Here is a 23,505-nt window from a genome sequence, read left to right on the forward strand (position 1 = left end):
TATAAACAGACTAATAACGTCGCTCATTTATGAGACTACTTTTATCGAAACTGACAGTCCTGCTCCTTGTCCTGCTGGCGTTGCCGGCACTGGCGCAGAGTCGGCGCGTAACCGGGCAGGTTACGTCGGCCGAAGACGGAACCCCACTACCGGGCGTCTCGATTATTGCGAAAGGTACCAGCCGGGGAACCCAGTCGGATGCCAACGGGAACTACTCGCTTGAATTACCCCCCAACATCAATACGCTGGTCTTTAGCTTCGTCGGTGTGACCACGCAGGAGATCTCGGTGGGTAACCGGGCAACCGTAAACGTGGCGATGAGCAACGACACCCGTGCGCTGGACGAAGTCGTCGTAACGGGGTATGGGGCGCAGTCGAAGCGGAACCTGACTGGTAATATTGCGCAGGTATCGTCTCGCGAGGTGGCAAACATTCCGGTACCCAGTGCTGAACAGGCGCTTGCCGGGCGCGTTGCCGGGGTGCAGATCACGTCGCTGAACGGTAAAGTGGGGCAGGGCCTGCAAATCCGGGTGCGCGGTGCCGCTTCGCTGACGGCCAGCAGCCAGCCGCTTTACGTTGTCGACGGTATTCCCGTGACATCGTCGGATCAGTCGTCGACAACGGCACCGACGAACCCCATTGCCGACCTGAACCCGAACGACATCGAGTCGATCGAAATTCTGAAAGATGCGTCGGCCGGAGCCATCTACGGATCACGGGCGGCCAACGGTGTCGTGCTGATTACGACCAAGAAAGGAAAAGCTGGTAAGACTACCTTCGAGGTAGGGGCGCAGTACGGTATCAGCAATCCGACTCACCTACGTACGTGGCTTAACACCAATCAATATGTCGAGTTGCTTCAGGAAGCCCTGACAAATTCGATCAATCTCGGCTATCTGGCCCCCGGTACATCGTTGAATAACCGGTTTACGCGGTATGCCGCTGGTGATGCGACGGGCTGGCAGGCACCTAACCCGAAGTACAACACCGACTGGCAAAAGGAGGCCTTCCAGAAAGCACCCACGCAGCAGTACGATTTCAACGCGCGCGGTGGCGATGCCAAAACCCGATTCTACGTGTCGGGTCAGTATTTCGACCAGAACGGTATCCTGATCAAAAACCGGTTCCGTCGGTTGAGTGGGCTGGCTAACCTTGACCACACGGCTTCGGAAAAGCTGACGATCGGCGTTAAACTCAACCTGATTAACTCGATCAACGACCGGGTATCGAACGATAACGCATTCTCGACTCCCATGCAGATTGTGGCGTTGCCGCCTATGACGCCGGTAATCGACCCCCGGACGAATCAGTTGAGCGGTAACTACACGCTGTACTACAACCCACTGCTCAACCGCGATTTTGCGGCCTTGCAGACACGCGTGTTTCGGGTGCTGACGAATTCCTACGCCGAGTACAAGATCGTTCCCGGCCTGACGTTTCATACCGACTTCGGTACCGATATCATCGGTCAGCAGGAGGAGGAATACTATGGGCAGGAAACCGCCCGGAACACGGGAGCCCCCAATGGCTTAGGGATTAATAGCTTCCGGCAGGTAGTCAACTACACGACCAATAACTACCTCTCATTCGGCCGGACGTTCGCTGAAAAGCACGACGTGGATGCTACGCTGGGTATGTCGTATCAACAGTCACGGAGCAACTTTGCGTCGGTAACGGGACAACAGTTTCCCAGTGATGCGTACAAGCAAATTACGTCGGCAGCTCGTATTACTGGGGGCGCAGGCAACGAAACCGGTTACAGCTTCCTATCGTACTTCGCTCGTGTAAACTATCGCTTCGATAACAAATACATTCTCGGCGCGTCGGCGCGGGTCGATGGATCGAGCCGATTCGGTGCTAACAACCGGTATGGTGTATTCCCTTCGATATCGGCGGGCTGGATCATCTCGGATGAATCGTTCATGCAGTCGGTACCGGTAATCAGCCTGCTTAAACTGCGGGCCAGCTACGGACTGACGGGTAATGCTGAAATTGGTAATTTCAATTCGCAGGCGTTGTACGGGGCGGCTAGCGCAACAGGCGTATCATACGGCTATGCAGGCGTACCGGGTCAGGCACCGATTCAAATCGCCAATCCAAACCTGACCTGGGAGAAAACGTTACAGGCTGATTTCGGACTTGAATTTGGCCTGTTCAACAACCGGCTGTCGGGCGAAATCGACTACTACCAGAAGAACACGACGGCGCTGTTGCTAAACGTCAACGTACCGGGCTCGACAGGCTACCGGACGCAGCTTCGTAACGTAGGTAAGCTTGATAACAAAGGCGTTGAGGTTGTGCTGAGTTCGCAGAATCTTACGGGTGCTCTCAAGTGGAACACCTCATTCAATATTGCCTACAACACCAACCGTGTAACCGATCTGGGTGGTACGACCATTACGGGTTCGTTCCTGAACCGGGCGCAGGAAGGGCAGCCGTTAGGCGTGTTCTACGGTCCTGAATATGCGGGCGTCGATCCGCAGAACGGCGATGCGCTCTACCGGATTACAACGACGAATGCAGACGGTACCACCAATCGTAACGCGACGACCAACGATTACAACGTGGCCAGCAGTCCGGAAAATCTGGTGGCGCTGGGTAGCCCAACGCCGAAATTTATCGGTGGTCTGACGAACACGTTCAGTTATGCCGGTGTCGATCTCAGCGTACTCTTTCAGGGGCAGGCTGGTAACTACATCTACAACGGTGGTGGCAAATTCCAGTCGGCCAACGGCGATTACTTCGATAACCAGTCGGTCGATCAGCTGAACCGCTGGCGTAAGCCCGGTGATATTACCAACGTACCACAAGCCCGACTGTTGGGGGGCAATGGTACCGGTGAATCATCGCGCTATCTACAGCGGGGCGATTATGTCCGGCTGCGTACCGTGACACTGGGCTACACGTTGCCTCAGTCGATCGTGAATCGGGTGAAACTGAATAAGGTTCGTGTGTACGTGACGGGCTTCAACCTGCTGACATTCACCAACTACACGGGCTGGGACCCAGAAGTTAATTCAGATGCTTATACAGGCAACCCGGTCAATCTGGGTGTTGATTTCTACTCGGCTCCGCAGGCGCGTACGATTACGGGCGGCATACAAATCGGTTTCTAACGGTATTCTTATCAGACATTCATGAAAACTAATTCTATACTGCTGGCATCGGTACTGGCGACGGGGCTTTGGCTTGCGTCCTGTACAGGTAAGCTGGATATTAAGCCGGTAACGAGCATATCGGCCGGACAAGCGCTGACGACGGCTTCCGATCTGAACGCCCTGCTCGTCGGTGCCTACGACGCTATTGGTAGCGGCAACGTCTACGGGGGGAATCTGCAACGTGATGCCGAATTGCTCGGTGACAACGGCGACGTTACCTGGACGGGGACATTCGTGGCTCCGCAGCAGATGTACACCAAGCGTATTCTGGTTAATAACGATCAGATTGATATAACCTGGACTGACGCGTACCGGGCTATTAATATTGCCAACACGGTGCTAGCCAACCTGAATTTGGCTGCTTCGTCCGATCAGAGTCGGATCGAGGGCGAAGCTAAATTCATTCGGGCGTCGATGTATTTCGAACTGGTGCGGGTGTATGGAAAATCATGGGGTGATGGCGATAACAACGCTAATCTCGGTGTGCCTATCGTACTGACGCCTACCACAGCTATCGATGCCAGTACGAACGTTCCCCGGAGTACAGTTGCCGCAGTGTATACGCAGGTTATCCAGGACCTGACCGATGCGGAGTCGAAATTGCCAAGCACTAACGGATTCTTTGCTACGAAAGGAGCGGCAGCTGCCCAGCTGTCGCGGGTCTACCTTCAGAAACTGGATTACACCAACGCTGCTGCTGCCGCTAACCGGGTTATTGCGGGCGGTCAGTATTCCCTCGTGGCTATCGAACAGGTATTCGACTTGCGAACGAACATCAGTGGTGTCAATACCAGTGAAACAATCTTTGCGATTCAGATCACTGATCAGGACGGAACAAATAACCTGAATACGTTCTACGGCGCGTCGGAATACGGCGGTAGGGGCGACATCGAGATCAACGAATCGTTTCTGTCGAATTTTGAAACGAATGATGTTCGGGGGCAGCTTTTCTACCCGGATGAGATTGGCGCGATACGTACGGCCAAATACATCAATCAGTACGGTAATATTCAGGTGCTGCGACTGGCTGAGATGTATCTGACTCGTGCCGAAGCGAACTTCCGGGCGGGTACGTCGGTAGGGGCTACCCCGTTGGAGGATATCAACAAGGTTCGGTCGCGGGCCAAAGCAACGGCCTTGACGTCGGCCGATCTGACGCTAGCCACCATTCTACAGGAACGCCGTCGGGAACTGGCCTTTGAAGGGACGCTCCTGCATGACGTCAAGCGGACCCGGCAGAGCATCGTTTCGGGGACTACGACCTTGCCCTGGAACAGCACCCGGCTGACTTATCCAATCCCCCTGCGGGAAATCAACACGAACCCTGCACTGGTACAAAATCAGGGCTATTGATGCCGATCGATTGTGTTTATTATGCGTGCGCCGGGTTTATACCCGGCGCATTTTTTTTGCGGATTCCTACGTTGTTAAACCTGAACCGGGTAGCGCCATCCAACGTTTTGGGGACATAAATCCCTATCCGACAAATACCATGAACCGCCGACTTCTCTTTATTTTCCTCAGTTGTTTATTGGCTGCTTCTGCCTTGCGTGTACAGGCGCAATACGTAACGGTAGCCCCCCGCGTCGACGATGTAAACGACGAAGACGTATCCATCCGCCGAGTTGAGTTGACCAGTGAGTACACGATCATTTACATGACCCACATCTCACCGGTTGGTAGCGGCTCGACTAGTCGGCGCAGAAGTCCGTTACTGGACGAAAATAGTAGCACCATTAGCTTTGTTCCGTCATCACGGTTGTATGTTAATCAGGGTGAGCGATCGTATAAATTCATTCGAGCTGAAAATATTCCGACTACATCCCGCCGGATCGTTGAGTCGGGCGAGCGGGTTGATTTTGTCGCCTATTTCGAACGAATTGATCCTGGGTACACAGTATTTGACCTATTCGAATGCAAGGATAGATTGAGCGAAATATGTTTTAACTTCTGGGGCGTACACATCATCAATCCGAAGAAACAGGTTTACGCCAAACGGAATCCGACAAAGCCCGTACCCCCCCGTGTCCAGCCAAAAACGCAGACAAAACCACAATCGGCTCCACCGGTAGTTACCAAACCCGTACCCGAACAGCCTGCCGAAACGACGACACCTGAAGCGGTGGCTATTTCCGGTCTGACTCGCGATGCCAAGACGCGCAAACTGATCGGTGCTACGCTAACGTATCAACTGCTGTCAGGCGCAGAAACAGACGCTAGTTCCGTAGCCGATTCTACGCAAAGTGGCGACCTGACGGGGGCCTATACCATTCCGGTTGATATGCTCGGGCGGTATGTCGTCACAGCATCGAAGCAGGGCTATCTGAGTCAGACAGATACGCTGAATGCCAGCAGCCGCAGTGTAGCGCGCGACTTTGATCTGGTGCCAATAACGGCCGGTACGAAGGTGACGCTGAAGAACATCTATTTCAACGCCCAGCGGTTTGAACTTAAAGCTGAATCGTACCCCGAGCTCGATCGGCTGGTAACGCTGATGCAAAGTAATCCGACGATGAACATCCGGCTGGAAGGCCATACCGACATTGTCGGCGAGTTCGATGCGAACGTCGAACTGTCGCGCAACCGGGTCAACGAAGTAAAGAAATACCTGGTGTCGAAGGGAATCAGCGCCGGGCGTATCGACACGGTTGGTTACGGCCCATCGCGAGCCATCAACACCAATCGCACGCTGAAAGAACGGCCCGAAAACCGGCGCGTCGAGATGGTCATTACCAAGGTTTAAACAGTTTGGTTGATCTTGGTGTCAGGCTACCATAGTCTAACACCAATGAAACCCAACTTCGACCTTGATGTGGTGCTGGACCGCGTTGCCGACGCCGTTCAGCCCTTTCCGAAAGCAGCCATGTTCGAACTGGCCGAACGTGGTTACAACACGCTGTTCGAGCAGTTGATCTCCTGCATCGTTTCGATTCGTACGCTCGATGAAACGACGATTCCTGTTTCGCTGCGTCTGTTCGAGAAAGCCCGTACGCCCGAACAACTGCTCGCGCTCGACATCCCAACGCTGACCGATCTGCTCTACGGTACGACCTATCCCGATCAGAAAGCGTACACCATGCACGGCATAGCCGAACGCATCGTCAATGAGTTTGGCGGTGAACTGCCGGCCACCTACGACGTGCTGACTTCGCTGAAAGGTGTCGGGCCGAAGTGTGCCAACCTCTCGCTTGGCGTAGCGACAGGACAGGCTGCGATCAGCGTCGATGTGCATGTACACCGGGTTGTCAACCGTTGGGGCTATGTGCAGGCCAGTCAGCCGGAGCGGACGTTGAAAGCCCTGGAAAAACAGGTGCCGCAAGCGCGCTGGGTCGACATCAACCGGCTGCTGATGCCGTTCGGGAAGCACATCTGCACCGGCACGTTGCCGCATTGCTCAACCTGCCCCGTTCTCGGCTTTTGCGAACAGGTCGGCGTTGAAAAGCACCGGTAATACTAGCTCGTAGCTGTATATCCACAGCCACCTTCGCGTCAGCCAACTTCCTGCCGGAGAGCGGTGGCTGAGTCTCCACAGCCACGGAAAGATACGCTTGCTTTCGCGTCAGCAATAGTCAATCGGAGAGCGGTGTTTGTGTATCTCCGTAGCTGTGAAAACACAGCTACGGGGGCGTCGGCAAGAGCTAATCGGCGGTGTGGCTGTGCAGACACAGCTACAGGAAGGGACAGTTGCAGAAATATAGAATTACGCCTGTAATAGCGTCAGCCAGGCTTCCTCGACTTTGTTCTCGGCAAGGAGTTGTTTCGCCCTTACGTGGAGCAGGTCGGGGAGGTACTGGCAACCATGACGCGCTTCGGCAAACATGCCGTTCAGTACGCCCGACTGCCGGTAATGCTGCACTGCCTCATTGGACGGCAGGGCTTTGAAACTTCCCAGTTTACCCAGGTCATTTCCCGTCAGAATGTTGCTGGTGCGAATGGCGTCCGGGATCTGATCGACGCCGATACCCACCTGCGGACGGGCCAGTGAAAACAGGGCATCCCCGCTGGCACGGCAGTACCAGTCGCCCCCCAGTCGGCCAATGAGGTCGACGCAGTGCGGATCAATAACCCCCTTACTGTCGAAGATGTCGTCGCGAAAATGGCCACGGACCACCTCGCAGATGAGTAGGTTTCCCGCCCCCGGTTCCGTGCCCGTTTCGATAATCTGCTTCACCACGCACTCAAACGAAGCCGGTGCTTCGGCAACGCCGGGCGGACGTACCACTTCCGATGGTCGTTCGGTAAAACCCGCTTTCACAAACTCATTGACGCCTTTGTCGAATTCGGCACTCGCCAGCGACATCTGCTCGACCATGCTGTAGCTGACCACGCTGATCGTAATTTCGGCCACCTCGCGCACATTTTGCAGCGTATGCTTCTGGGTGCCCTGACGGGTTACGGCCGTGGAGAGAATCAGCGTCGGTGGGTTGGAACCAAAGACATTGAAAAAGCTGAACGGACTCAGGTTTACGCGGCCGGCTGCGTCGACGGTGCTGGCAAAGGCAATGGGGCGCGGGCCGATCGTGGCCGTCAGCAGTTTGTAGAAGTCGGGGGCCGGTACGTTTGCCGGGTCAATCGTTTTCATAAAGAAGCGTTAGGTGTTCGGCTGTATCGTACCGCTGACATCACCCAGTGTTAGCTGATGCCCGTCGGTCTGGCCGAAGCCGCGTAGGGTAATGGTGTCGCCGTCGTGTAAAAACGTCCGGGTCGAACTGTCGGCCAATGTCAACGGACGGGCACCATTCCAACTCAGTTCGAGTAAGGAACCGTACGAATCGCGTTGCGTGCCGGAAATCGTGCCCGTTGCCAATACATCGCCAACACATAGATTACAGCCGCTGATCGTATGATGAGCAATCATCTGAGCGAACGACCAGTACAGGTGCTGCGTATTCGTATGACTGATGCGCTGCGGAGGCAGGTCGCCGGTTTGCAGCCAGACTTCCAGATTCAGATCGAAATGGCTGGGTTTGCTGGATTGCAAATAAGGCAACAGCGTTGGTTCCTGTATTGGGCCGGCAGTGCGGAATGGCTCCAGTTCATCGAACGGAACGACCCAGGCGGCCAAACTCGACGCGAAGTTCTTGCCCAGAAATGGCCCCAGTGGCTGGTATTCCCACCGCTGAATGTCGCGGGCTGACCAGTCGTTGAACAGTGCCACACCAAAAATGTAGTCTTCGGCTTCCGCGACCGGTACCGGCTCTCCCTGTCGGTTTGCCTTGCCGATAATCAGCCCGAGTTCCAGTTCCAGATCGAGCGCCTGTGTTGGCCCGAAGACGGGTTGCTGATCGGGCCCCAGAAAGGGCCCTGCTGGCCGGTGGATGGGTGTTCCCGACACGACAATCGACGAGGCTCGACCGTGGTAGGCAACGGGCAGGTGGCGGTAGTTGGGCAGCAGGGGCTCCGCGTTGGGTCGGAACAATTTACCGACGTTTTCGGCGTGGTGAATACCCGCGTAGAAGTCGGTGTAGTTCCCGATCTGAACAGGCAGGTGCATCGTTACGCGTTCCAGCGGCAACAACACCTGATCGTGCACCCGTAACAAAGTTGCTTCACTATCCGCCAGCAAGTCACGGACGCGCTGACCAACCTGCCGGTGCACAGTCCGACCGAGAGCCATGAACGCGTTGAGCGATGGCTGGGCAAACACGGACGTGTCGATGTCGAGATCATTGAAGAACCCCAGCAGGGCAACTACTTCGAGATCAAGCACCGCGTTGTGATGACGATACCCCAGCCGGGGCAATCCAATATCGTAACTGAATATGCCGTACATACGGTTTTCGGTTCAACGTTTTCGGTTTACGGATAAGCTTGAGAGATGGTAGCGCACGAATGGTCCAAGTCGGCGACAGAACACCGTGAACTGTAAACCGAGAACCGGAAACTTGTTCACTCACTCGCTCATATTCTGGTAGATCGAGTCCATGATCTTGACGAAATGCTGGTAGTCGTCGTCGCTGAGGTTACCCCAGCCTTTCCGGCGCATCGCCGACACAACGGGCAGTACGTCGTTGTACTTGGTCTGCCCGGCGTCGGTCAGAAAAACCAGAAATTTACGTCGGTCGGTATCGGCCATGCGCCGTTCGGCCAGCCCTTTCTGACTGAGCAGATCGATGATGCGCGTAACCGTCGGCGCATCTTTGGTCGTGATTTCCGACAGCGTATTCTGGCTGATGCCGGGGTTGCGCGCGATATGGTCGAGCACTACCCACTGATCGACGGTCAGGTCGAAACCCGCATCGTTGAACTGCTTTTGCAGCGCATTGCGGATCTTCTTGATCGTGGTATCAATCTTGAAAAAATAAGCCCTTGCGTCCGAAGGATGCGTCATATACAGAAGGTCAACAGCCGGTTAACCGGCAAGTTAACGCCTGCCGCTCAACTAACCAGCAGGGCATCGAGCCGGGCTTCGATTTCGGGTACTGATCGGTACAGCTGCTCGTAGGTGTCGACCACGAAATACTGCTCCTGAAACCGGTCGATTACGTACGGTGTCTGTAGCAGCGTGTCGACGTCGTATGGGCGTCGCTGTACTTGTGTGTCGTACAGGCTATGGCTCGTTTCACCCGCCGAAGAGAGAATACCCCCGCCGTAGATTCGTAGCTGTGGTTGTCCGGCGTCGTCGGCTTCCCGAATCAACCCAAACTCAACCGTGTACCAGTACAAGCGTGAAATCATGGCAATGGCGTCTTCGCTGTCGATATGGTTCAGGGCAATGCGACTCAGCGACGCCAGAAAATCACAGAATGCCTGATTCGACAGCAGCGGTACGTGGCCGAACGTGTCGTGAAACATATCGGGCTCGGGTAGGTAATCGAGTTGGTCGCGCCGACGGAGCCAGGTTGTTGCCGGGAAATTCCGGTTCGCCATCAGTTCGAAGAACTGCCGGTTGTCGATCAACCCTGGTACAGACACCACCTGCCAGCCCGTCAACGCCCGAAGCCGTGGATTTATGTCCTGCGCAAAGTCGGGAATACGGTCTTCGCGAAAGCCCGTCGCCGGAATGCCCGCCAGATACGCTTCACTGGCCATACCCGGTAGCTGCGTCATCTGCCGCCGAAACAACATCGTCCACATCGCCTGATCCTCAGCCGTATAGTGGGAATAGGATTGATGCATGGGTGAAAAGCGAAAGAGTGAAAGAGTGAAAGAGTGAAAGCGTAGTTGGCGCAGGAATCGCTCTTTCGCTCTTTCACTCTTTCGCAATTGATTACAACGTCCCCCGGAGTGCCTGTTCGCGTTCGATGGCTTCGAAGAGTGCTTTGAAATTTCCCTTCCCGAACGAGCGGGCTCCTTTCCGCTGAATAATCTCGAAAAACAAGGTCGGGCGGGGACAGACCGGACGGGTGAAGATTTGCAGCAGATACCCTTCCTCGTCGCGGTCGACCAGTACGCCCAGCGAACGCAGGGTCGTGATTTCCTCGTCGATCTGACCGATGCGATCTGTCAGGGTATCGTAATACGCCGGTGGTACGGTCAGGAATTCGACACCCCGATCGCGTAGGGCCATCACCGTTTCCACGATGTTGTCGGTCGCGACGGCAATGTGCTGCACGCCGGGCCCGCCGTAGAAGTCGAGGTATTCTTCGATCTGCGATTTTTTCTTGCCCTCAGCTGGTTCGTTGATCGGAAATTTCACGCGCCCGTTACCGTTGCTCATGACTTTGCTCATCAGTGCCGTGTACTCGGTCGAAATGTCTTTGTCATCGAACGAGACCAGTTGCTGAAAACCCATAACGTCGCGGTAGAAGTCCATCCACGGGTTCATTTCGTTCCAGCCAACATTACCGACCATATGGTCGACGTAGTTCAGGCCGGTATCGGCGGGTTTATAGACCGGATTCCACGGCTTATAACCGGGGAGGAAGACACCCGAATAATCATTCCGCTCCACAAATACGTGTACAGTGTCGCCATAGGTATGAATACCCGACCGCCAGACGTAACCGCTGTCGTCGGCTTCGCGAACGGGCTCCATGAATGGTTTCGCCCCCCGACGGGTTGTTTCGTCAAACGCCCGCCGGGCATCATCAACCCACAGGGCCACCACCCGAACGCCGTCGCCGTGCTGATCGAGGTGTTGCCCAATCGCGGAGCCACCATGCAGCGGGGATGTCAGCACCAGCCGAATCTTACCCTGTACGACAACGTACGATTCCCGATCCCGCAAACCGGTTTCCAGGCCAGCGTGGGCCAGCGGCTGGAAGCCAAAGGCCGTCTGGAAATAGTGTGCCGACTGCCGGGCGTTACCCACATATAATTCGAGGTAATCGGTGCCGTTCAGCGGCAGAAAATCAGTGGTCTCAGTTTGATACCGTTCAAGCGTTTCCATGTTTGTTGCTGTTTTGTAAGCAATTGGAGATGGCCTGTGTAGCCTGGACCTCCACGTCCGGGTGGACGCGATAGCGGCCTAAAAAGCTGCCGCCTTACGTAGTTGGCCTGACGGCCACCCGGACGTGGACGTCCAGGCTACTTCCAGTCTACTAGTACACATCCAGCCACGATTGGTAATACACGCCATCGTCCAGTTTCAGGGCCTGTTCCGTCAGCATGAGCGGGCGGAACGTATCGACCATGACCGCATATTCAACGGTTTCTTTCTTGCCGATGCTGCGCTCCATCGCGCCGGGGGCCGGTCCGTGTGGGATGCCGCCCGGATGCAGCGTAATATGGCCCGGCTTGATGTCGTTGCGACTCATAAAATCACCGTCGACGTAGTAGATAACCTCGTCGGAGTCGATGTTCGAGTGGTTGTACGGGGCCGGGATGGCTAGCGGATGATAATCGAACAGCCGGGGGACAAACGAACAGACGACAAACGATTCGGTCTGAAACGTCTGGTGGACCGGTGGTGGCTGATGCACGCGCCCCGTTATCGGCTCGAAGTCCTGAATATTGAATACGTACGGGTAATTGTAACCATCCCAGCCCACCACGTCGAACGGGTGGCTGGCATAGACCAGCGAATGAAGCGCTCCCTGCTTCTTAATCTTGATCAGGAAATCGCCCGTTTCGTCGTGCGTTTCCAGGTCCTGTGGTCGGCGAAGGTCGCGCTCACAGAAAGGCGACTGTTCCAGCAGTTGCCCGAAGTGATTGCGATACCGTTTGGGCGTGTAAATCGGCGCGTGTGACTCGACATACAGCAACCGGTTCTCGTCGCCTGGAGCCGGGGTATCAAACTCGATCTGGTAAATTACTCCACGGGGAATGACGAGGTAGTCGCCGTAGCCAAACGGTAGCGTCCCGAATAGTGTACGCAGGCGTCCTGTACCCCGGTGAACAAACAGCAGTTCGTCGGCGTCGGCATTCTTGTAGAAGTAGTCGGCCATCGACTGACGCGGAGACGCCAGTCCAACGATCAGATCATTGTTGACAAGTAAAGGCGTGCGGCTATCGAGAAAATCATCGGCGGGTGGTACCTGAAATCCGAGCAGCTTGCGCGACAGCATGTTTTTGTCGACAGCGACGCGGGGAGTCATGTCAACGCTTTCCAGCACGTGCCGGACCATCGTTGGTCGATGTACGTGGTACAGCAACGACGACATCCCGTCGAAGCCGATAGTGCCGAACAACTGCTCGTAATACAGCCCCCCACCCGGTTTGGCAAACTGCGTGTGGCGTTTGTGCGGTAGCTGACCTAACGTGTGGTAGAATGGCATACGCTATGCCGCAGCGCCGGAGCCGGTGAGACCCGGCGCTGCGGACTTTTTGTTGATGAAGTGTTAGTTGCTTTAGCAACTATTGTTTTGCCTACAATTATAAGAACAACAGCTGTAAATAGAATATTGTTGAGAAAATTTTTTTATAATCGATGTTAAGTAAGTATCAACTGTGGTATGGCTAGTCTTTACCGGATGGTAAGCTACCCGGTAAGTGGGTATTTTGCGTATGAATAAATGGACGCTACCGTTTTTGGCTACTTTTGGGTGGCTGAACACATCTGTGTAGCGCAGCCCAACCAACTACATTCCTATGAAACCAACACTTCTCCTGCTGGCAGCCGGCATGGGTAGCCGATACGGGGGTATTAAGCAACTCGATCAGTTCGGGCCTAACGGCGAGACCATCATGGATTACTCGCTGTTCGACGCCATCCGGGCAGGCTTTGGCAAAGTCGTTTTCATTATTCGCGAAGAGCTGAAAGCTGATTTCGAAGAAATTTTCGGTGCGAAACTGGCCGGGAAAATCGAAGTCGACTACGCGATACAGGCGCTCAATTCATACGTACCAGCCGATATGGGTTCGGTTGAGCGGACAAAGCCGTGGGGAACGGGTCATGCCATGCTTTGTGCGTGGGAACAGACACAAACGCCGTTTGCCGTTATCAATGCCGATGACTTTTACGGGCCTGAGTCGTTTCGGGTGCTGGGCGAATTTCTGCAAAACGACCCCAGCCCGGGCCTGCACGCGATGGTCGGCTACGAGGTGAAAAATACGCTGTCGGAGTTCGGTTCAGTATCACGCGGGGTGTGTACCGTCGATGAGCAGGAAAACCTGACGTCGGTTGTGGAGCGCACCAAGATTTACCGGAAAGAAGCCGGACTGACAGGCAGTATAATTGGGTTCGAAGAGGGCGACGTGTTTGAGCCGCTCGATCCCGAAACGCCGGTGTCGATGAATTTCTGGGGCTTCAAACCCGAGGTGTTCCCGCTGTTGAAAGAGCAGTTTGAAGACTACGCCCGTGCCAATTTCGATAAGCCCAAAGCGGAGTTCTACATACCGTCGGTCATGGAAAAACTGATTCAGCGCGGACAAGGGCGGTGCCGCGTGTTCCGGAGTCAGTCGGAGTGGTTTGGTGTGACCTATCCCGACGATAAACCTACCGTTCAGGCGTCGCTACGTCGACTGCACGAACAGGGTGTGTACCCGGAAAAACTGTGGTAACAACGTAATTCACGCATGAAAAAGGGGACGCCGACTCATCAGCGTCCCCTTTTTCATGGTGTAGTCTCAAGCAGCAGGCTAATGCTTTTTGTCATCCCGAGCCTGCGAGGGATCTTCTGAAGCAGTCATTTGTCCATCTCCGAAGATCCCTCGCAGGCTCGGGATGACAAAAAACTACCTGTGACTTACACTACCTAGCTATTGCGGTCCGGGAATTTGTCGACAATCTCCTGTACCTGCTTGGTAAGCCTGTTGGAGATATTCGCCGGGTTGTTAATCGCGTCCTCAATCGAGCCGCGCCATACCAGCTTTTTCGTATCAGCATCGACCATGTCTACGACCACCGTTCCCGATTTGTACTGCTCCTGATACTGTTGCTGACCACCCCAGCCCCAGTATCCCGGTCCCCAGCCGCCCCAGCCCCAGCGACCCCAGCCCATGTACGGACCGTAGAAGGCTGAGTTGGGCGATGTGACCGTGCGGGTCTTGTCTTCCACGAAAAAGTGGTACCCAATCAGCAAATCCGGATTTTTGTCGTTTTCCTTCAGGCCTTTTCCTTTCATGACCTGCCCAACCGTGTTCTCCACATTGTCGGTAGCGATCTGATTGTAATACAATGGATTCTGACCCGCTTTTATGTCCGAATCCATCCAGGTGAATGTTCGGTACTTGCTATAGTCGATTTTGTTGTTGTAGTCGACGGCTACCCGTGGTGCGCAGGCGTAGAGCAGCGGAAACAGGGCCATCAAAAGCATCAAGCGTTTCATACCGTAGTTGTTGTTAGTTGTGGCTATAAAACGCGTTGTACGAGCAAAGGTTTGCGCCGATACAGACCTAACTGGTTACAACGATGGATGCTGCTTATGCCACCGTGTCGCCTGTTGGTAAGCCCCCGCGACCGCAAGCACATCGCCCTCCGCGAATAACTGCCCCATGAACGTAATGCTCGACGGGGTTTGCTGCGCGTTAAAGCCATTCGGAACGACGACGCAGGGGTGACCCGTCAGGTTGGTCAGTGTCAGGTTACCGCCGGCGTAGGTCGGGCTGATGTACACGGTCAGGCGCTCTTTTTTCAGCAAAGCAGCCATGTCGTTGATGAGTCGGGTGCGGGCGCGGTTTGCCTGTACGTATTCGACGGCCGGTACGAAGCGCGACGAGCGAAATTCGTTGGGCCAGGCATTCTTAACCTGCCGGACCATCTCGTCGTCGCGCCCGGAGCGGGTTAGTTCATCGAAGGCGGCAGCCGCTTCAACACCCAGAATAAAACCGATTCGGCTGGGTGAAATCGTCGTCGGCAAGTCGATGGGTACCAGTTCCGCACCAAGCGAGCGCAGGGTTTGCAACGTCAGCGAGTCGTTGCTGCGGGTGGGGTAGTTGCTCTCGAACGCTTTCTTTACGTAGCCAATGCGCATGCCTTTGAGCGAAGCCGTCGGCGTATAACGAAATGGCGCGGCCATCACGGTTGGGTCCAGTCCGTCGGGCCCCTGAATGGCGTTGAAGACCAGTGCGCAATCGTTGACCGACCGGGTGATTGGTCCGATTTTATCCATGCTCCAGCTCAACGCCATAGCCCCGTGTCGACTTACCCGCCCGAATGTCGGGCGCAGACCCGTCGTGCCGCAAACGGTGGATGGCGACACGATAGACCCCAGTGTTTCGGTACCGATGGCGAAGGGCAACAATCCCGCCGAGACGGCCGACGCCGAACCTGCCGATGAGCCACTGGAACCTGTTTCGGGCTTCCACGGGTTGCGGGTCATACCACCAAACCAGACGTCGCCCCAGGCCAGTTCACCAACCGACATTTTGGCGCACAGTACGGCCCCGGCTGCTTCCAGCCTGCGGATTACCGTTGCGTCGTCGGTCAGCGTCTGATTTTTGTAGGGTACCGAACCCCAGGTCGTCTTGTAGCCCCGTTTGGTAAGCAGGTCTTTAGCGCCGTACGGAATGCCGTGCAATGGCCCCCGGTACTTGCCGGCTTTCAACTCCGCGTCGGCTTGTCGGGCCTGCTGCATGGCCAGGGAGTCGGTAAACGTGATGACGCAGTGCAGCGTGGTGTTGTGCTGATGCAGGCGGTCGAGAAAGAAATGGGTCAGCTCAACCGAACTGATCTGCCGGGTTCGAAGCAGCTCGCCCAACTGCGCGACGGTGTAAAACGCAAGATCATTCGACCGGGCCGGACGCTTAAGCCCCGTTGACGCCACCGCAGGCAGCACAGAGGAACCCGTAGGTAATTTGAACCCAGTGGGTAGTGGGTTGAAATACAGGGCCGGTGCTACGTCATTGGGCAGGTCGACTTTGCGCAGGGCTTCATAGTCGGGACGAAACTCGTTCAGGTTGTCGAGCATGGAATCGCGCTCGGCAGTGGTGAACGATAGCCCAAACACGCGCGATGCCACATCGGCCATATCGCTGGTAATCGGTTTCTTCGGATCGTCGGGTGCCATAATGAACGCACCCAACAGGAAACTGCCCGCACAGGCCAGTAGCAGACGTGTAGTCGTTTTTTGCATAGGATCGATGAACGTGTAAGCCGATAAAAATACGCGACAAATGCGATTCTACACGATCGATTTCAGGCCGACTGCCCGTTTTGGCTAACGGAATGCCCCCGCTTTACCCCTCCGACTGTACACGCGCCAGAAATTGCTGATGCAGTGACCAGATTTGCGGCAGCAGCAGTTGCGATTCGTCGTTGAGCAGTATGTGATCGGCGAATTGACGGCGCTGCTCATCGCTGATCTGATTGGCGATGATACGCTGAATATCGTCGACCGACCGATGCGGATCGCGCTGCCGAATACGCTCGATACGCAGGGCCAGCGGTGACTCGACAACGACGACCTGATCGATGCCGACTTCCGGGCTGGCAGCTTTCATCAGCGCGGCTTCCTTGATCACATACGGCGTATGCGTTTGCTGCGCTACCCAGTCGGCTGTGTCGGCCCAGACGCGCGGATGAATAACGGCGTTGAGCCGTTGCAGCAGGTCGGGATTCGAAAACACCTGACTGGCAACCCAACTCCGGTTGTAGCGACCCAGCGTGTCGTAGGCCATTGTGCCCAGCACCCGCATGATGTCGGCTTTCAGAATGGGGTCGTTTTCGGTAAGCCACTTGGCACGATCGTCGGCCATGTACACCGGTATGCCCAGTGAGGCAAACACCCGGCAAACCAGACTCTTTCCCGACCCGATTCCCCCCGTAACCCCTATGCGCAGCATTGCTTTCATCTGTAACGTGCTGTCAGTCAACATCGCTTCTGGCATCGACTGACTGACTATGTTAGACCAGTAAAACTAGCGTTTTATCGAATGGTATTTGGGTAAACGTTCGTTAGCGCGTTAGGTCAACCAACAGGGTTTTTGTCCGCTCTTCGCTTGGCCTTGGGCCATCAGTTGCGTAAATGCGATTATTTTTGCTAATGACTATGTATGCAGGGATGGTTCCTTTGGTGAGTGACTCAGCAAGTTTACTGTCAGGGTCCAGTCGGTAATGCTGCGCAGCGGCTATCGGCATTTTTAAGGCTTTCAAGGCCGCTAGCCATTTGGAACGGTCGCTGTCAATTGAGATATACACAAATTTGACCGATTTGCCTTTGAGCTGATTAGACAGGCGAATTGAATTTGGCATCTCCTGTCGGCAGGGAACACACCAGCTTGCCCACATATCCAGATAAACTACGTTTGCTTTATTCGCTGCTAAGATCTGCTTCCAGGTTATTTTCTCGCCAGTTGCCGTTTCTAATTGCTGATTGACAAGCTTGGCAGTAGTGACCAACTCATTTCGCTCCCGTTCCTTGCTGGCGATGGTAGCCTCCAGATTTTTTACGTAGGCTTTATCCTGTATATCCTCACTATACTGGTTGAGCAAACTGCTTTTTTCGATCGATGCACCGGTCTCTCTGAGATATAGTTTCACGATTGAGAAAAGGGCAAAATCTCTGTGTTTTCCGGTTAGTTGTTGACGTGCTGTTTTATAGTAGCCTTCCTGATTATTTGGTTGCTTACTTTGAAAAGATAAGTAGTGCACATAGCTGTTTAAGCAGTATCGGTACGCCAACGAACTACCTGTCAATAAGTCGTCATGGGTAAAAAAAGATTTATATCGGCTAAGTGTGTCTAAATACCATGTGGGTAAGTCATTGACAGTGAATCCGTTCGTGTGAGGTTTAACGAAGGGCAGTAGCAGGGCCTGGATGTAGGCACTCTGGATCTCAGTGGCTGCCTGCTGATGAAATTTTGCTGATAATTGAGCCACATCGCGTAGACTATCAGCGATAGCCAAGCGCCGATCCCTGAGCCGCTTGAATTCATCAATCAAGAGATCGAATTTTAGCTTCGGTGTCCAGTCAATCGACCAGAAATCAGGTATTGCCATACTGACCTGTTGCTTTTCCAGGAAGGGGTAGAAGTTTAATTCCTGGCCCATTCCTCCGATGATACGCCCTTGAAGAGGCTCAATAGTTAAGGTATCATTAGGCTTTATCAGCACGGGTAATTGATCATCATTACCCGAGAATCGAATCAGCACGGGTTTATCAAGTGGTAAAACGATAGTATGCTTGCTTTTTGTCTTGTCGCTAAGATTAAAGGAAGTATCGCGTTGATCCAGGAAGTCGTCTTGATAGTATAGAAAATAGGGCGTAGTGCCCGTATAGTGAATAACGGCAGGGCTGCTTGCGCTTTGCGCGATCAGGAAATGGGAGAGCAACGTGGTTAAGCTTACCAACAATGCCTGCGTAAACAGTATACTACGTTTCATACAATGTCATTAAGCGAATAATCGTAGGGTAAATCGTTTGATAGATGTAGGCTGTACAAGTAATATTTGTGTTAGCAAGAGTATAAAAAATCTCGTATAAATACTATTTGAAAACATATGCATGCAGCGAGAAGCTAGTAACAAACTATCGCAGTCACTAGCTTACGGCTACGTAGTGTAGTATCGCTGGTTGCTATCCGCTTCGGCAATCGGCCTAAAAGTCAACGGCTTAAATCGGGCTGTGTGGTTGCGTATGATATACAAGTCAACTTACTAATTTTAGTGAGTTGTGCAGACAGGTACCAGTCGTTTATTAGTTTGCATGAGCAGGTGTGAACGACCGGACTAGTTTACGCAAACAGCTCGCTTGGTCTGGCATCTACACCGCAGAACCTGTCCGTTGTTCTGCCTGGACCGCAAGTAAACTAGCTATATTGCTTAGCTTCCAGTTTATGGAAAAGGTAAAAGCAGATCATCCAAGGAGGAACGTTATACGCTGATAATTGATGGGTATGGGTTTACCAACTTTTCGAAACATTGTATTACTGTCGTTGCTGCTGCGATCGGTCTGGACGTTTGCCCAGACGAAGCCCGAACCGTGGCTGAAGGAATACGATGAATGTCGGGAGTATGGGGATGTCTACGTTGTCAAAAAGATCAACAAGCCGTGTCGCGCCTACGAAACCTTTCTGACTAACAAACAGGGGCGGAAACTAACGCCTGCCTACCGCGACATTGGCGATTTCGAAGAAGGACTGGCGGAGTTTGTACCCATGGCGCACAGTCGGGAGGGGCAGGGACTGCACGGGTTTATCGACAAACAGGGTAAGGTTGTCATTGAACCCCGGTATGTCTCAACGGATCGGTTTTACAACGGTAGAACCTGGGTCATTTATCGGGCCGAGCCACACTACGGGCTTTCCTACATCGATAAGACCGGGAAAGAGCTTTACAGAATCCCCATCGAGCACTTTGCAAATGATTATCTCATTCGTGACGCAGAAGTCAAACACCAGTGTAATAACGACACGAAGGAAGATGTGCTGTGGTGGCGAAACGGTGAGCCGCTCGTCCTCAATTTCAATTTTACTCCCTTTGTTGAACGAGAAATTCGGCAAGCAAAAGGCATCGTTCCGTTCAATTACTTGGGTAAGTTTGGTGTTATCGACCAGAATTTTATCCTGAAAGTGCCGGTTGCGCTTGATGAGATCGACGTCAACTATACCTATTCGGGGCAGGGGCTGACACGCGTACGATACGGTGATAAATACGGGTACATTAATCCACTGACCGGCGACCTTGTCGTTCCTTGCGATTATACGGACACGCGCAAGCCGACCAACGGTTTATTCTGGGTTAAGAAGAACGGGAAATGGGGCTGCATCGACAAAACGGGTACGCTGCGTATCCCGCACCTGTATGACGAAGCCACCGGTTTTACCGCCGAAAACCGGTCGGCCGTTGCGATCAATGGCAAGTTCGGGCATATCGACAGGTCCGGTACCGTACGAACCCCGTTGACCTACGATTTCGCGTCGTATTACAACCACGGCATTTCGATGGTGCGTGTCGATGATAAATACGGCTATATCGATACGACTGGTCGCTTCGTTACTCAACTCATCTACGACGAGGCCTTCCCGTTCGATCACCCGACAACGCACGTTGAGCGCTCGTGGCTTCGGTTTGAACTCACGCAGGATGGTAAAGAGGAGTTTATCGGCTTCTCGTACAAGCTGAAAGGACTATTCATCATCATTGGTACGCTGATCTTTATCTGGCTTAACAGTTTATTTTACCGAATACGAGACAAGGTTCGGTGGAATAAACGCCGAATGAGTTAACAGCAACACTGGTAAGATCAATAGATTGGTGAGTTTATCTGTCAGGGCGATTGATAGAAATACTGTAGGCCTTTTACAAAACTCAGTTGTCCCGTGTCCATGTGCCCTAGCTGGTTGTAAACGCCCCCTGCTAGCCCGACGTTGCCTGTTTGCCCGATAGCGGTGGTCAGGTTCTGAACAGGCTTGACGTCCCACTGTGCGTTTTCCTGACCGCCAACCGTTATGAACAGCCGAACCGAATCGGCTCTGTTAACTGTGTTCAGTTGGGTTGGCAGTTGATTCAGATAGAAGTTGTGGTACCACACCGATGGACTCGCGGCTACGAAATTCTGGAAGTCGCGGGTTTTGCGGTTCGCCTGATTTAGCAAGGTATACAAGGCAAAATAACCACCGAACGAATGGCCAAGGAGTGTTCTGTTTTGGGTCGTGGTTCGGTAGGTCGAGTCAATCGAGGGTAGTAACTCCCGGCTTAGAAACTGCCTGAACAACTCCCCACCACCGGTCGCTTTTAATTCGTCGGAAGGTAAGGCGGCCGGGTACAGATAGTCCCGCACGCGAAGCGAATCCATCGTCGCAAGCGATTTATAGCCAACGCCTATCACGATAAGGGGTGGTAATAAACCGGCTTTTTCGTATTGGCGGATGCTGGCTGCCAGCATGGGAAAGTGAAAGTTACCGTCCAGAACAACAACGACCGGATAGCGCTTGCTGCTGCTGTCGCCATACTCCAGCGGAAGCTGGGTCTGTACATACAGCGAATCCTTAACGGCTTTTGAATAAACGGCTCGTGGAGTCGTGTCCGTCGCGGGATGGTTGATGAGACTAGTCTTCGGCTGACAACTGTACAGCGCCAGACCGAACACGTAAATGATTAGTTTCGACTGCATACCGGTGATAAATAAGGTACTAGCTCATTGATCATCAAAGAAATACCGAGCCGTCGAATAAGGCTGCCTGTACACCGCCGGTTTAAGTTAGTTTAACAGAAATCCATTCCTGAAGTAAAAGCTACGATCGAACTGGGGTGGCGCGTCTGTAAATAATACCTTGTATTCGGAAAAGCGTTGGTAGGGAAGGCCGTTAACAGGTGCACTAACCAAATGGTGTAGCCACTACGAGCCGAAGCGACGCCATCATACCTTTGTAGCTGGCTAACGAAACAACGAAAACGTGGTAAACTGGTATTGGATCGACCTGCTTGGTACGGGTGTGTTCGCCGTGTCAGGGGCACTGTCGGCGCTTGGTAAGAAGATGTACCACGACCTGTTCGGTATTTTCTTCGTCGGCTTCCTCACGGCGGTAGGGGGCGGTACGCTGCGCGACATCATCATGGGGGCATACCCCATTGCCTGGATACGTGATCCCAACTACTTGCTGACTATTATCGGGTCGGTGGGCATCGCCCTGGCCGGGCGTCGCTGGTGGTTCGGGCGACTGCGTCGGCCCCTGCTGGTGTTCGACACCATCGGTATTGGCCTGTATACCATTCTGGGGATGCAGAAAGCGCTGTCGTTTGCTGTCAACGACTGGGCCGCGATGTTGCTGGGGGTAATGTCGGCGATTTTCGGAGGGGTTATCCGTGATACACTGGTCAACGACCTGCCGCTTATTTTCGACCGACAAGTTTATGCGACGGCTTGTCTGGCAGGGGCTATTCTTTTCTGGGTCGGCCGCTCGGCGGGTGTTGATCCTACCGTAAACTTCTGGCTGGCAAGCAGTATCATCACGATCATTCGCCTGGTGGCCATCCGCTACGGCTGGGCATTGCCCCGGATCAATTAAGTACTATGCTTATTTTGCGGAGGCCGACGCTGGTACTGACAGCAATTGACCGACTTCAAAACTGACAAGCGCGCGGTTGGTGGAAAACTGGAGCTGCGGGTGACGAAACTGCGTCAGCGGAAGTTCTTCGTCGTAATTGTCGGTGATACGCTTACGGGGAATACGGAGTTGGAGCGTATCCGGTAAGCCACGTACAAGCCGCTGTGGGCCTGATACGCTTAAGCTACCTGGCGTTACGTTGATAACGCTGGAGACTGCGTAGCCGGGTGCCAGATTAAGGCCTGTGCTATCGACCCGTAAGCGAATGGTTTTCGTAATTCGACGATCGAATGCAATGTCGAGCGTATCGGCAATCACGTAGTTGATATGCAGTCGCTTCACCTGTTCCTCCAGCGCAGCCGTCAGCGATGTGGTGTTGATTACCGATGCACGGAGTGGCTGCGGGACAGGATAATCCACCGGGTCTACCTGAAAGGGAAGCCACGAATGGCGCAACAGCCCCCAGCCATCACCCGATACGTTGACCCGCACCGTGCGGGGCAGCGGTGTAACAGGCACATAGGCCGAATCGTTGTACACGAAGTGAATCGGGTACTCGATATTCAGCGAATAGCCGGTTTTGTTCAGCGCGTTGAGCAGCCAGAACAAAGCGGCCGCCAGCAGACAAAGCAGCGCTTTGGTCGGCTGAAACGAAGCCGAGTCGGGTGAGTTTGCCAAGGATGGACGGAGCTAGAACAGCCTTACTTTTTTTCTTCTTCGACCGGCTTAGCGGTCGCTTCGCGCGAAATAGCCGACTTTTCGAAGGTCAGTTTCAGACCCCGGTCGACGTCGATCTGGACGGTGGTGCTATCGACAGCTGCGATCCGGCCGTGTAAGCCGCCGATCGTAACGACGTTATCGCCTTTTTTGAGGTTGTCGACAAAGTTCTTCTGGTCCTTCTGCTTTTTCTGTTGCGGACGAATCATGAAAAAGTAGAAAACGACGATGATACCGCCCCAGAGCAGGACGTTCGCCAGCATCGACGAGTTACCGCCCGACAATTGTAGTAATAGTGTGTACATAGTAAGTGACTGGA

General features: G+C 53.9%; 20 protein-coding genes and 1 pseudogene. 7 read left to right on the forward strand and 14 right to left on the reverse strand.

The genetic code is table 11. The features are described from left to right. Positions 1–29: 29 nt before the first annotated feature. The 4 genes from CLV58_RS06730 to CLV58_RS06745 all read left to right on the forward strand — a co-directional run bounded on the left by CLV58_RS06730 (position 30) and on the right by CLV58_RS06745 (position 6,609). Positions 30–3,116, forward strand: a complete 3,087-nt coding sequence (locus tag CLV58_RS06730; protein WP_106137033.1) for a SusC/RagA family TonB-linked outer membrane protein — start codon at positions 30–32, stop codon at positions 3,114–3,116. 21 nt (positions 3,117–3,137) lie between these two features. Continuing rightward, positions 3,138–4,511 (forward strand): RagB/SusD family nutrient uptake outer membrane protein, encoded by a 1,374-nt coding sequence (locus tag CLV58_RS06735; protein WP_106137034.1) that lies wholly within the window; start codon positions 3,138–3,140, stop codon positions 4,509–4,511. Positions 4,512–4,650: 139 nt separating this feature from the next. Continuing rightward, positions 4,651–5,901, forward strand: coding sequence for an OmpA family protein (locus CLV58_RS06740; protein ID WP_106137246.1), 1,251 nt, complete (start codon positions 4,651–4,653; stop codon positions 5,899–5,901). A 45-nt stretch (positions 5,902–5,946) separates the two neighbouring features. Further along, complete coding sequence (locus CLV58_RS06745) at positions 5,947–6,609, forward strand: endonuclease III domain-containing protein (RefSeq protein WP_106137035.1); 663 nt, start codon at positions 5,947–5,949, stop codon at positions 6,607–6,609. Between the two features lie 249 nt (positions 6,610–6,858). On the opposite strand, the gene CLV58_RS06750 is transcribed toward CLV58_RS06745, so the two are convergent. The 6 genes from CLV58_RS06750 to CLV58_RS06775 all read right to left on the reverse strand — a co-directional run bounded on the left by CLV58_RS06750 (position 6,859) and on the right by CLV58_RS06775 (position 12,817). After that, positions 6,859–7,740 (reverse strand): flavin reductase family protein, encoded by an 882-nt coding sequence (locus CLV58_RS06750; protein WP_106137036.1) that lies wholly within the window; start codon positions 7,738–7,740, stop codon positions 6,859–6,861. 9 nt (positions 7,741–7,749) lie between these two features. Continuing rightward, complete coding sequence (gene fahA, locus CLV58_RS06755) at positions 7,750–8,931, reverse strand: fumarylacetoacetase (protein WP_106137037.1); 1,182 nt, start codon at positions 8,929–8,931, stop codon at positions 7,750–7,752. Between the two features lie 120 nt (positions 8,932–9,051). Next, entirely contained in the window at positions 9,052–9,489 is a 438-nt protein-coding gene (locus tag CLV58_RS06760; RefSeq protein WP_106137038.1) for a MarR family winged helix-turn-helix transcriptional regulator, read from the reverse strand. A gap of 47 nt (positions 9,490–9,536) precedes the next feature. Then, positions 9,537–10,331, reverse strand: a complete 795-nt coding sequence (locus CLV58_RS06765) for a phenylalanine 4-monooxygenase (RefSeq protein WP_281257892.1) — start codon at positions 10,329–10,331, stop codon at positions 9,537–9,539. A 37-nt stretch (positions 10,332–10,368) separates the two neighbouring features. Continuing rightward, positions 10,369–11,490 carry a 4-hydroxyphenylpyruvate dioxygenase gene (gene hppD, locus CLV58_RS06770; protein WP_106137040.1) on the reverse strand — a complete coding sequence of 374 codons (1,122 nt, stop codon included), beginning with the start codon at positions 11,488–11,490 and terminating at the stop codon, positions 10,369–10,371. A 151-nt stretch (positions 11,491–11,641) separates the two neighbouring features. Continuing rightward, entirely contained in the window at positions 11,642–12,817 is a 1,176-nt protein-coding gene (locus tag CLV58_RS06775; protein ID WP_106137041.1) for a homogentisate 1,2-dioxygenase, read from the reverse strand. Between the two features lie 313 nt (positions 12,818–13,130). Here CLV58_RS06775 and CLV58_RS06780 point away from each other — a divergent pair, with 313 nt between their 5' ends. After that, positions 13,131–14,042 carry a nucleotidyltransferase family protein gene (locus tag CLV58_RS06780; protein WP_106137042.1) on the forward strand — a complete coding sequence of 304 codons (912 nt, stop codon included), beginning with the start codon at positions 13,131–13,133 and terminating at the stop codon, positions 14,040–14,042. Between the two features lie 194 nt (positions 14,043–14,236). On the opposite strand, the gene CLV58_RS06785 is transcribed toward CLV58_RS06780, so the two are convergent. The 4 genes from CLV58_RS06785 to CLV58_RS06800 all read right to left on the reverse strand — a co-directional run bounded on the left by CLV58_RS06785 (position 14,237) and on the right by CLV58_RS06800 (position 18,804). Next, a complete protein-coding gene (locus CLV58_RS06785; protein ID WP_106137043.1) occupies positions 14,237–14,809 on the reverse strand; it encodes a DUF4136 domain-containing protein in 573 nt (190 codons plus the stop codon). A gap of 75 nt (positions 14,810–14,884) precedes the next feature. Further along, the gene (locus CLV58_RS06790; RefSeq protein WP_106137044.1) at positions 14,885–16,555 is read right to left on the reverse strand and encodes an amidase; all 1,671 of its coding nucleotides are present in this window, start codon (positions 16,553–16,555) and stop codon (positions 14,885–14,887) included. 103 nt (positions 16,556–16,658) lie between these two features. Then, positions 16,659–17,273 (reverse strand): dephospho-CoA kinase, encoded by a 615-nt coding sequence (coaE, locus tag CLV58_RS06795; RefSeq protein WP_106137247.1) that lies wholly within the window; start codon positions 17,271–17,273, stop codon positions 16,659–16,661. 103 nt (positions 17,274–17,376) lie between these two features. Continuing rightward, on the reverse strand, positions 17,377–18,804 hold the full coding sequence (locus CLV58_RS06800; RefSeq protein ID WP_106137045.1) for a TlpA family protein disulfide reductase: 1,428 nt from the start codon (positions 18,802–18,804) through the stop codon (positions 17,377–17,379). 512 nt (positions 18,805–19,316) lie between these two features. Here CLV58_RS06800 and CLV58_RS06805 point away from each other — a divergent pair. Then, positions 19,317–20,648: a WG repeat-containing protein gene (locus tag CLV58_RS06805; protein WP_106137248.1), complete on the forward strand. Its 1,332-nt coding sequence runs from the start codon at positions 19,317–19,319 to the stop codon at positions 20,646–20,648. 41 nt (positions 20,649–20,689) lie between these two features. On the opposite strand, the gene CLV58_RS06810 is transcribed toward CLV58_RS06805, so the two are convergent. Together CLV58_RS06810 and CLV58_RS29100 are read right to left on the reverse strand one after the other, a co-directional pair. Continuing rightward, complete coding sequence (locus tag CLV58_RS06810) at positions 20,690–21,535, reverse strand: alpha/beta hydrolase (protein WP_106137046.1); 846 nt, start codon at positions 21,533–21,535, stop codon at positions 20,690–20,692. A 34-nt stretch (positions 21,536–21,569) separates the two neighbouring features. After that, positions 21,570–21,617, reverse strand: a pseudogene (locus tag CLV58_RS29100) (H-X9-DG-CTERM domain-containing protein); the annotation flags it as partial. 201 nt (positions 21,618–21,818) lie between these two features. Between CLV58_RS29100 and CLV58_RS06815 the strand changes: the two are divergent. Then, positions 21,819–22,430 (forward strand): trimeric intracellular cation channel family protein, encoded by a 612-nt coding sequence (locus CLV58_RS06815; RefSeq protein ID WP_106137047.1) that lies wholly within the window; start codon positions 21,819–21,821, stop codon positions 22,428–22,430. Positions 22,431–22,439: 9 nt separating this feature from the next. Here CLV58_RS06815 and CLV58_RS06820 read toward each other — a convergent pair whose 3' ends face one another. Further along, positions 22,440–23,147 carry a YbbR-like domain-containing protein gene (locus tag CLV58_RS06820; RefSeq protein WP_106137048.1) on the reverse strand — a complete coding sequence of 236 codons (708 nt, stop codon included), beginning with the start codon at positions 23,145–23,147 and terminating at the stop codon, positions 22,440–22,442. A 23-nt stretch (positions 23,148–23,170) separates the two neighbouring features. Next, positions 23,171–23,491, reverse strand: a complete 321-nt coding sequence (gene yajC, locus CLV58_RS06825) for a preprotein translocase subunit YajC (protein WP_106137049.1) — start codon at positions 23,489–23,491, stop codon at positions 23,171–23,173. Positions 23,492–23,505: the final 14 nt, after the last annotated feature.

The organism is Spirosoma oryzae (assembly GCF_003002825.1).
Lineage (GTDB): Bacteria > Bacteroidota > Bacteroidia > Cytophagales > Spirosomataceae > Spirosoma > Spirosoma oryzae.

Coding starts and splice junctions, on each gene's coding strand:
- CLV58_RS06810 (WP_106137046.1), bottom strand. CDS start 21,535: ATGCAGTCGAAACTAATCATTTACGTGTTCGGTCTGGCGCTGTACAGT.
- CLV58_RS06740 (WP_106137246.1), top strand. CDS start 4,651: ATGAACCGCCGACTTCTCTTTATTTTCCTCAGTTGTTTATTGGCTGCT.
- CLV58_RS06760 (WP_106137038.1), bottom strand. CDS start 9,489: ATGACGCATCCTTCGGACGCAAGGGCTTATTTTTTCAAGATTGATACC.
- CLV58_RS06750 (WP_106137036.1), bottom strand. CDS start 7,740: ATGAAAACGATTGACCCGGCAAACGTACCGGCCCCCGACTTCTACAAA.
- CLV58_RS06800 (WP_106137045.1), bottom strand. CDS start 18,804: ATGAAACGTAGTATACTGTTTACGCAGGCATTGTTGGTAAGCTTAACC.
- CLV58_RS06785 (WP_106137043.1), bottom strand. CDS start 14,809: ATGAAACGCTTGATGCTTTTGATGGCCCTGTTTCCGCTGCTCTACGCC.
- yajC (WP_106137049.1), bottom strand. CDS start 23,491: ATGTACACACTATTACTACAATTGTCGGGCGGTAACTCGTCGATGCTG.
- CLV58_RS06805 (WP_106137248.1), top strand. CDS start 19,317: ATGGGTTTACCAACTTTTCGAAACATTGTATTACTGTCGTTGCTGCTG.
- CLV58_RS06745 (WP_106137035.1), top strand. CDS start 5,947: ATGAAACCCAACTTCGACCTTGATGTGGTGCTGGACCGCGTTGCCGAC.
- hppD (WP_106137040.1), bottom strand. CDS start 11,490: ATGGAAACGCTTGAACGGTATCAAACTGAGACCACTGATTTTCTGCCG.
- CLV58_RS06790 (WP_106137044.1), bottom strand. CDS start 16,555: ATGCAAAAAACGACTACACGTCTGCTACTGGCCTGTGCGGGCAGTTTC.
- CLV58_RS06730 (WP_106137033.1), top strand. CDS start 30: ATGAGACTACTTTTATCGAAACTGACAGTCCTGCTCCTTGTCCTGCTG.
- coaE (WP_106137247.1), bottom strand. CDS start 17,273: ATGAAAGCAATGCTGCGCATAGGGGTTACGGGGGGAATCGGGTCGGGA.
- CLV58_RS06780 (WP_106137042.1), top strand. CDS start 13,131: ATGAAACCAACACTTCTCCTGCTGGCAGCCGGCATGGGTAGCCGATAC.
- fahA (WP_106137037.1), bottom strand. CDS start 8,931: ATGTACGGCATATTCAGTTACGATATTGGATTGCCCCGGCTGGGGTAT.
- CLV58_RS06775 (WP_106137041.1), bottom strand. CDS start 12,817: ATGCCATTCTACCACACGTTAGGTCAGCTACCGCACAAACGCCACACG.
- CLV58_RS06735 (WP_106137034.1), top strand. CDS start 3,138: ATGAAAACTAATTCTATACTGCTGGCATCGGTACTGGCGACGGGGCTT.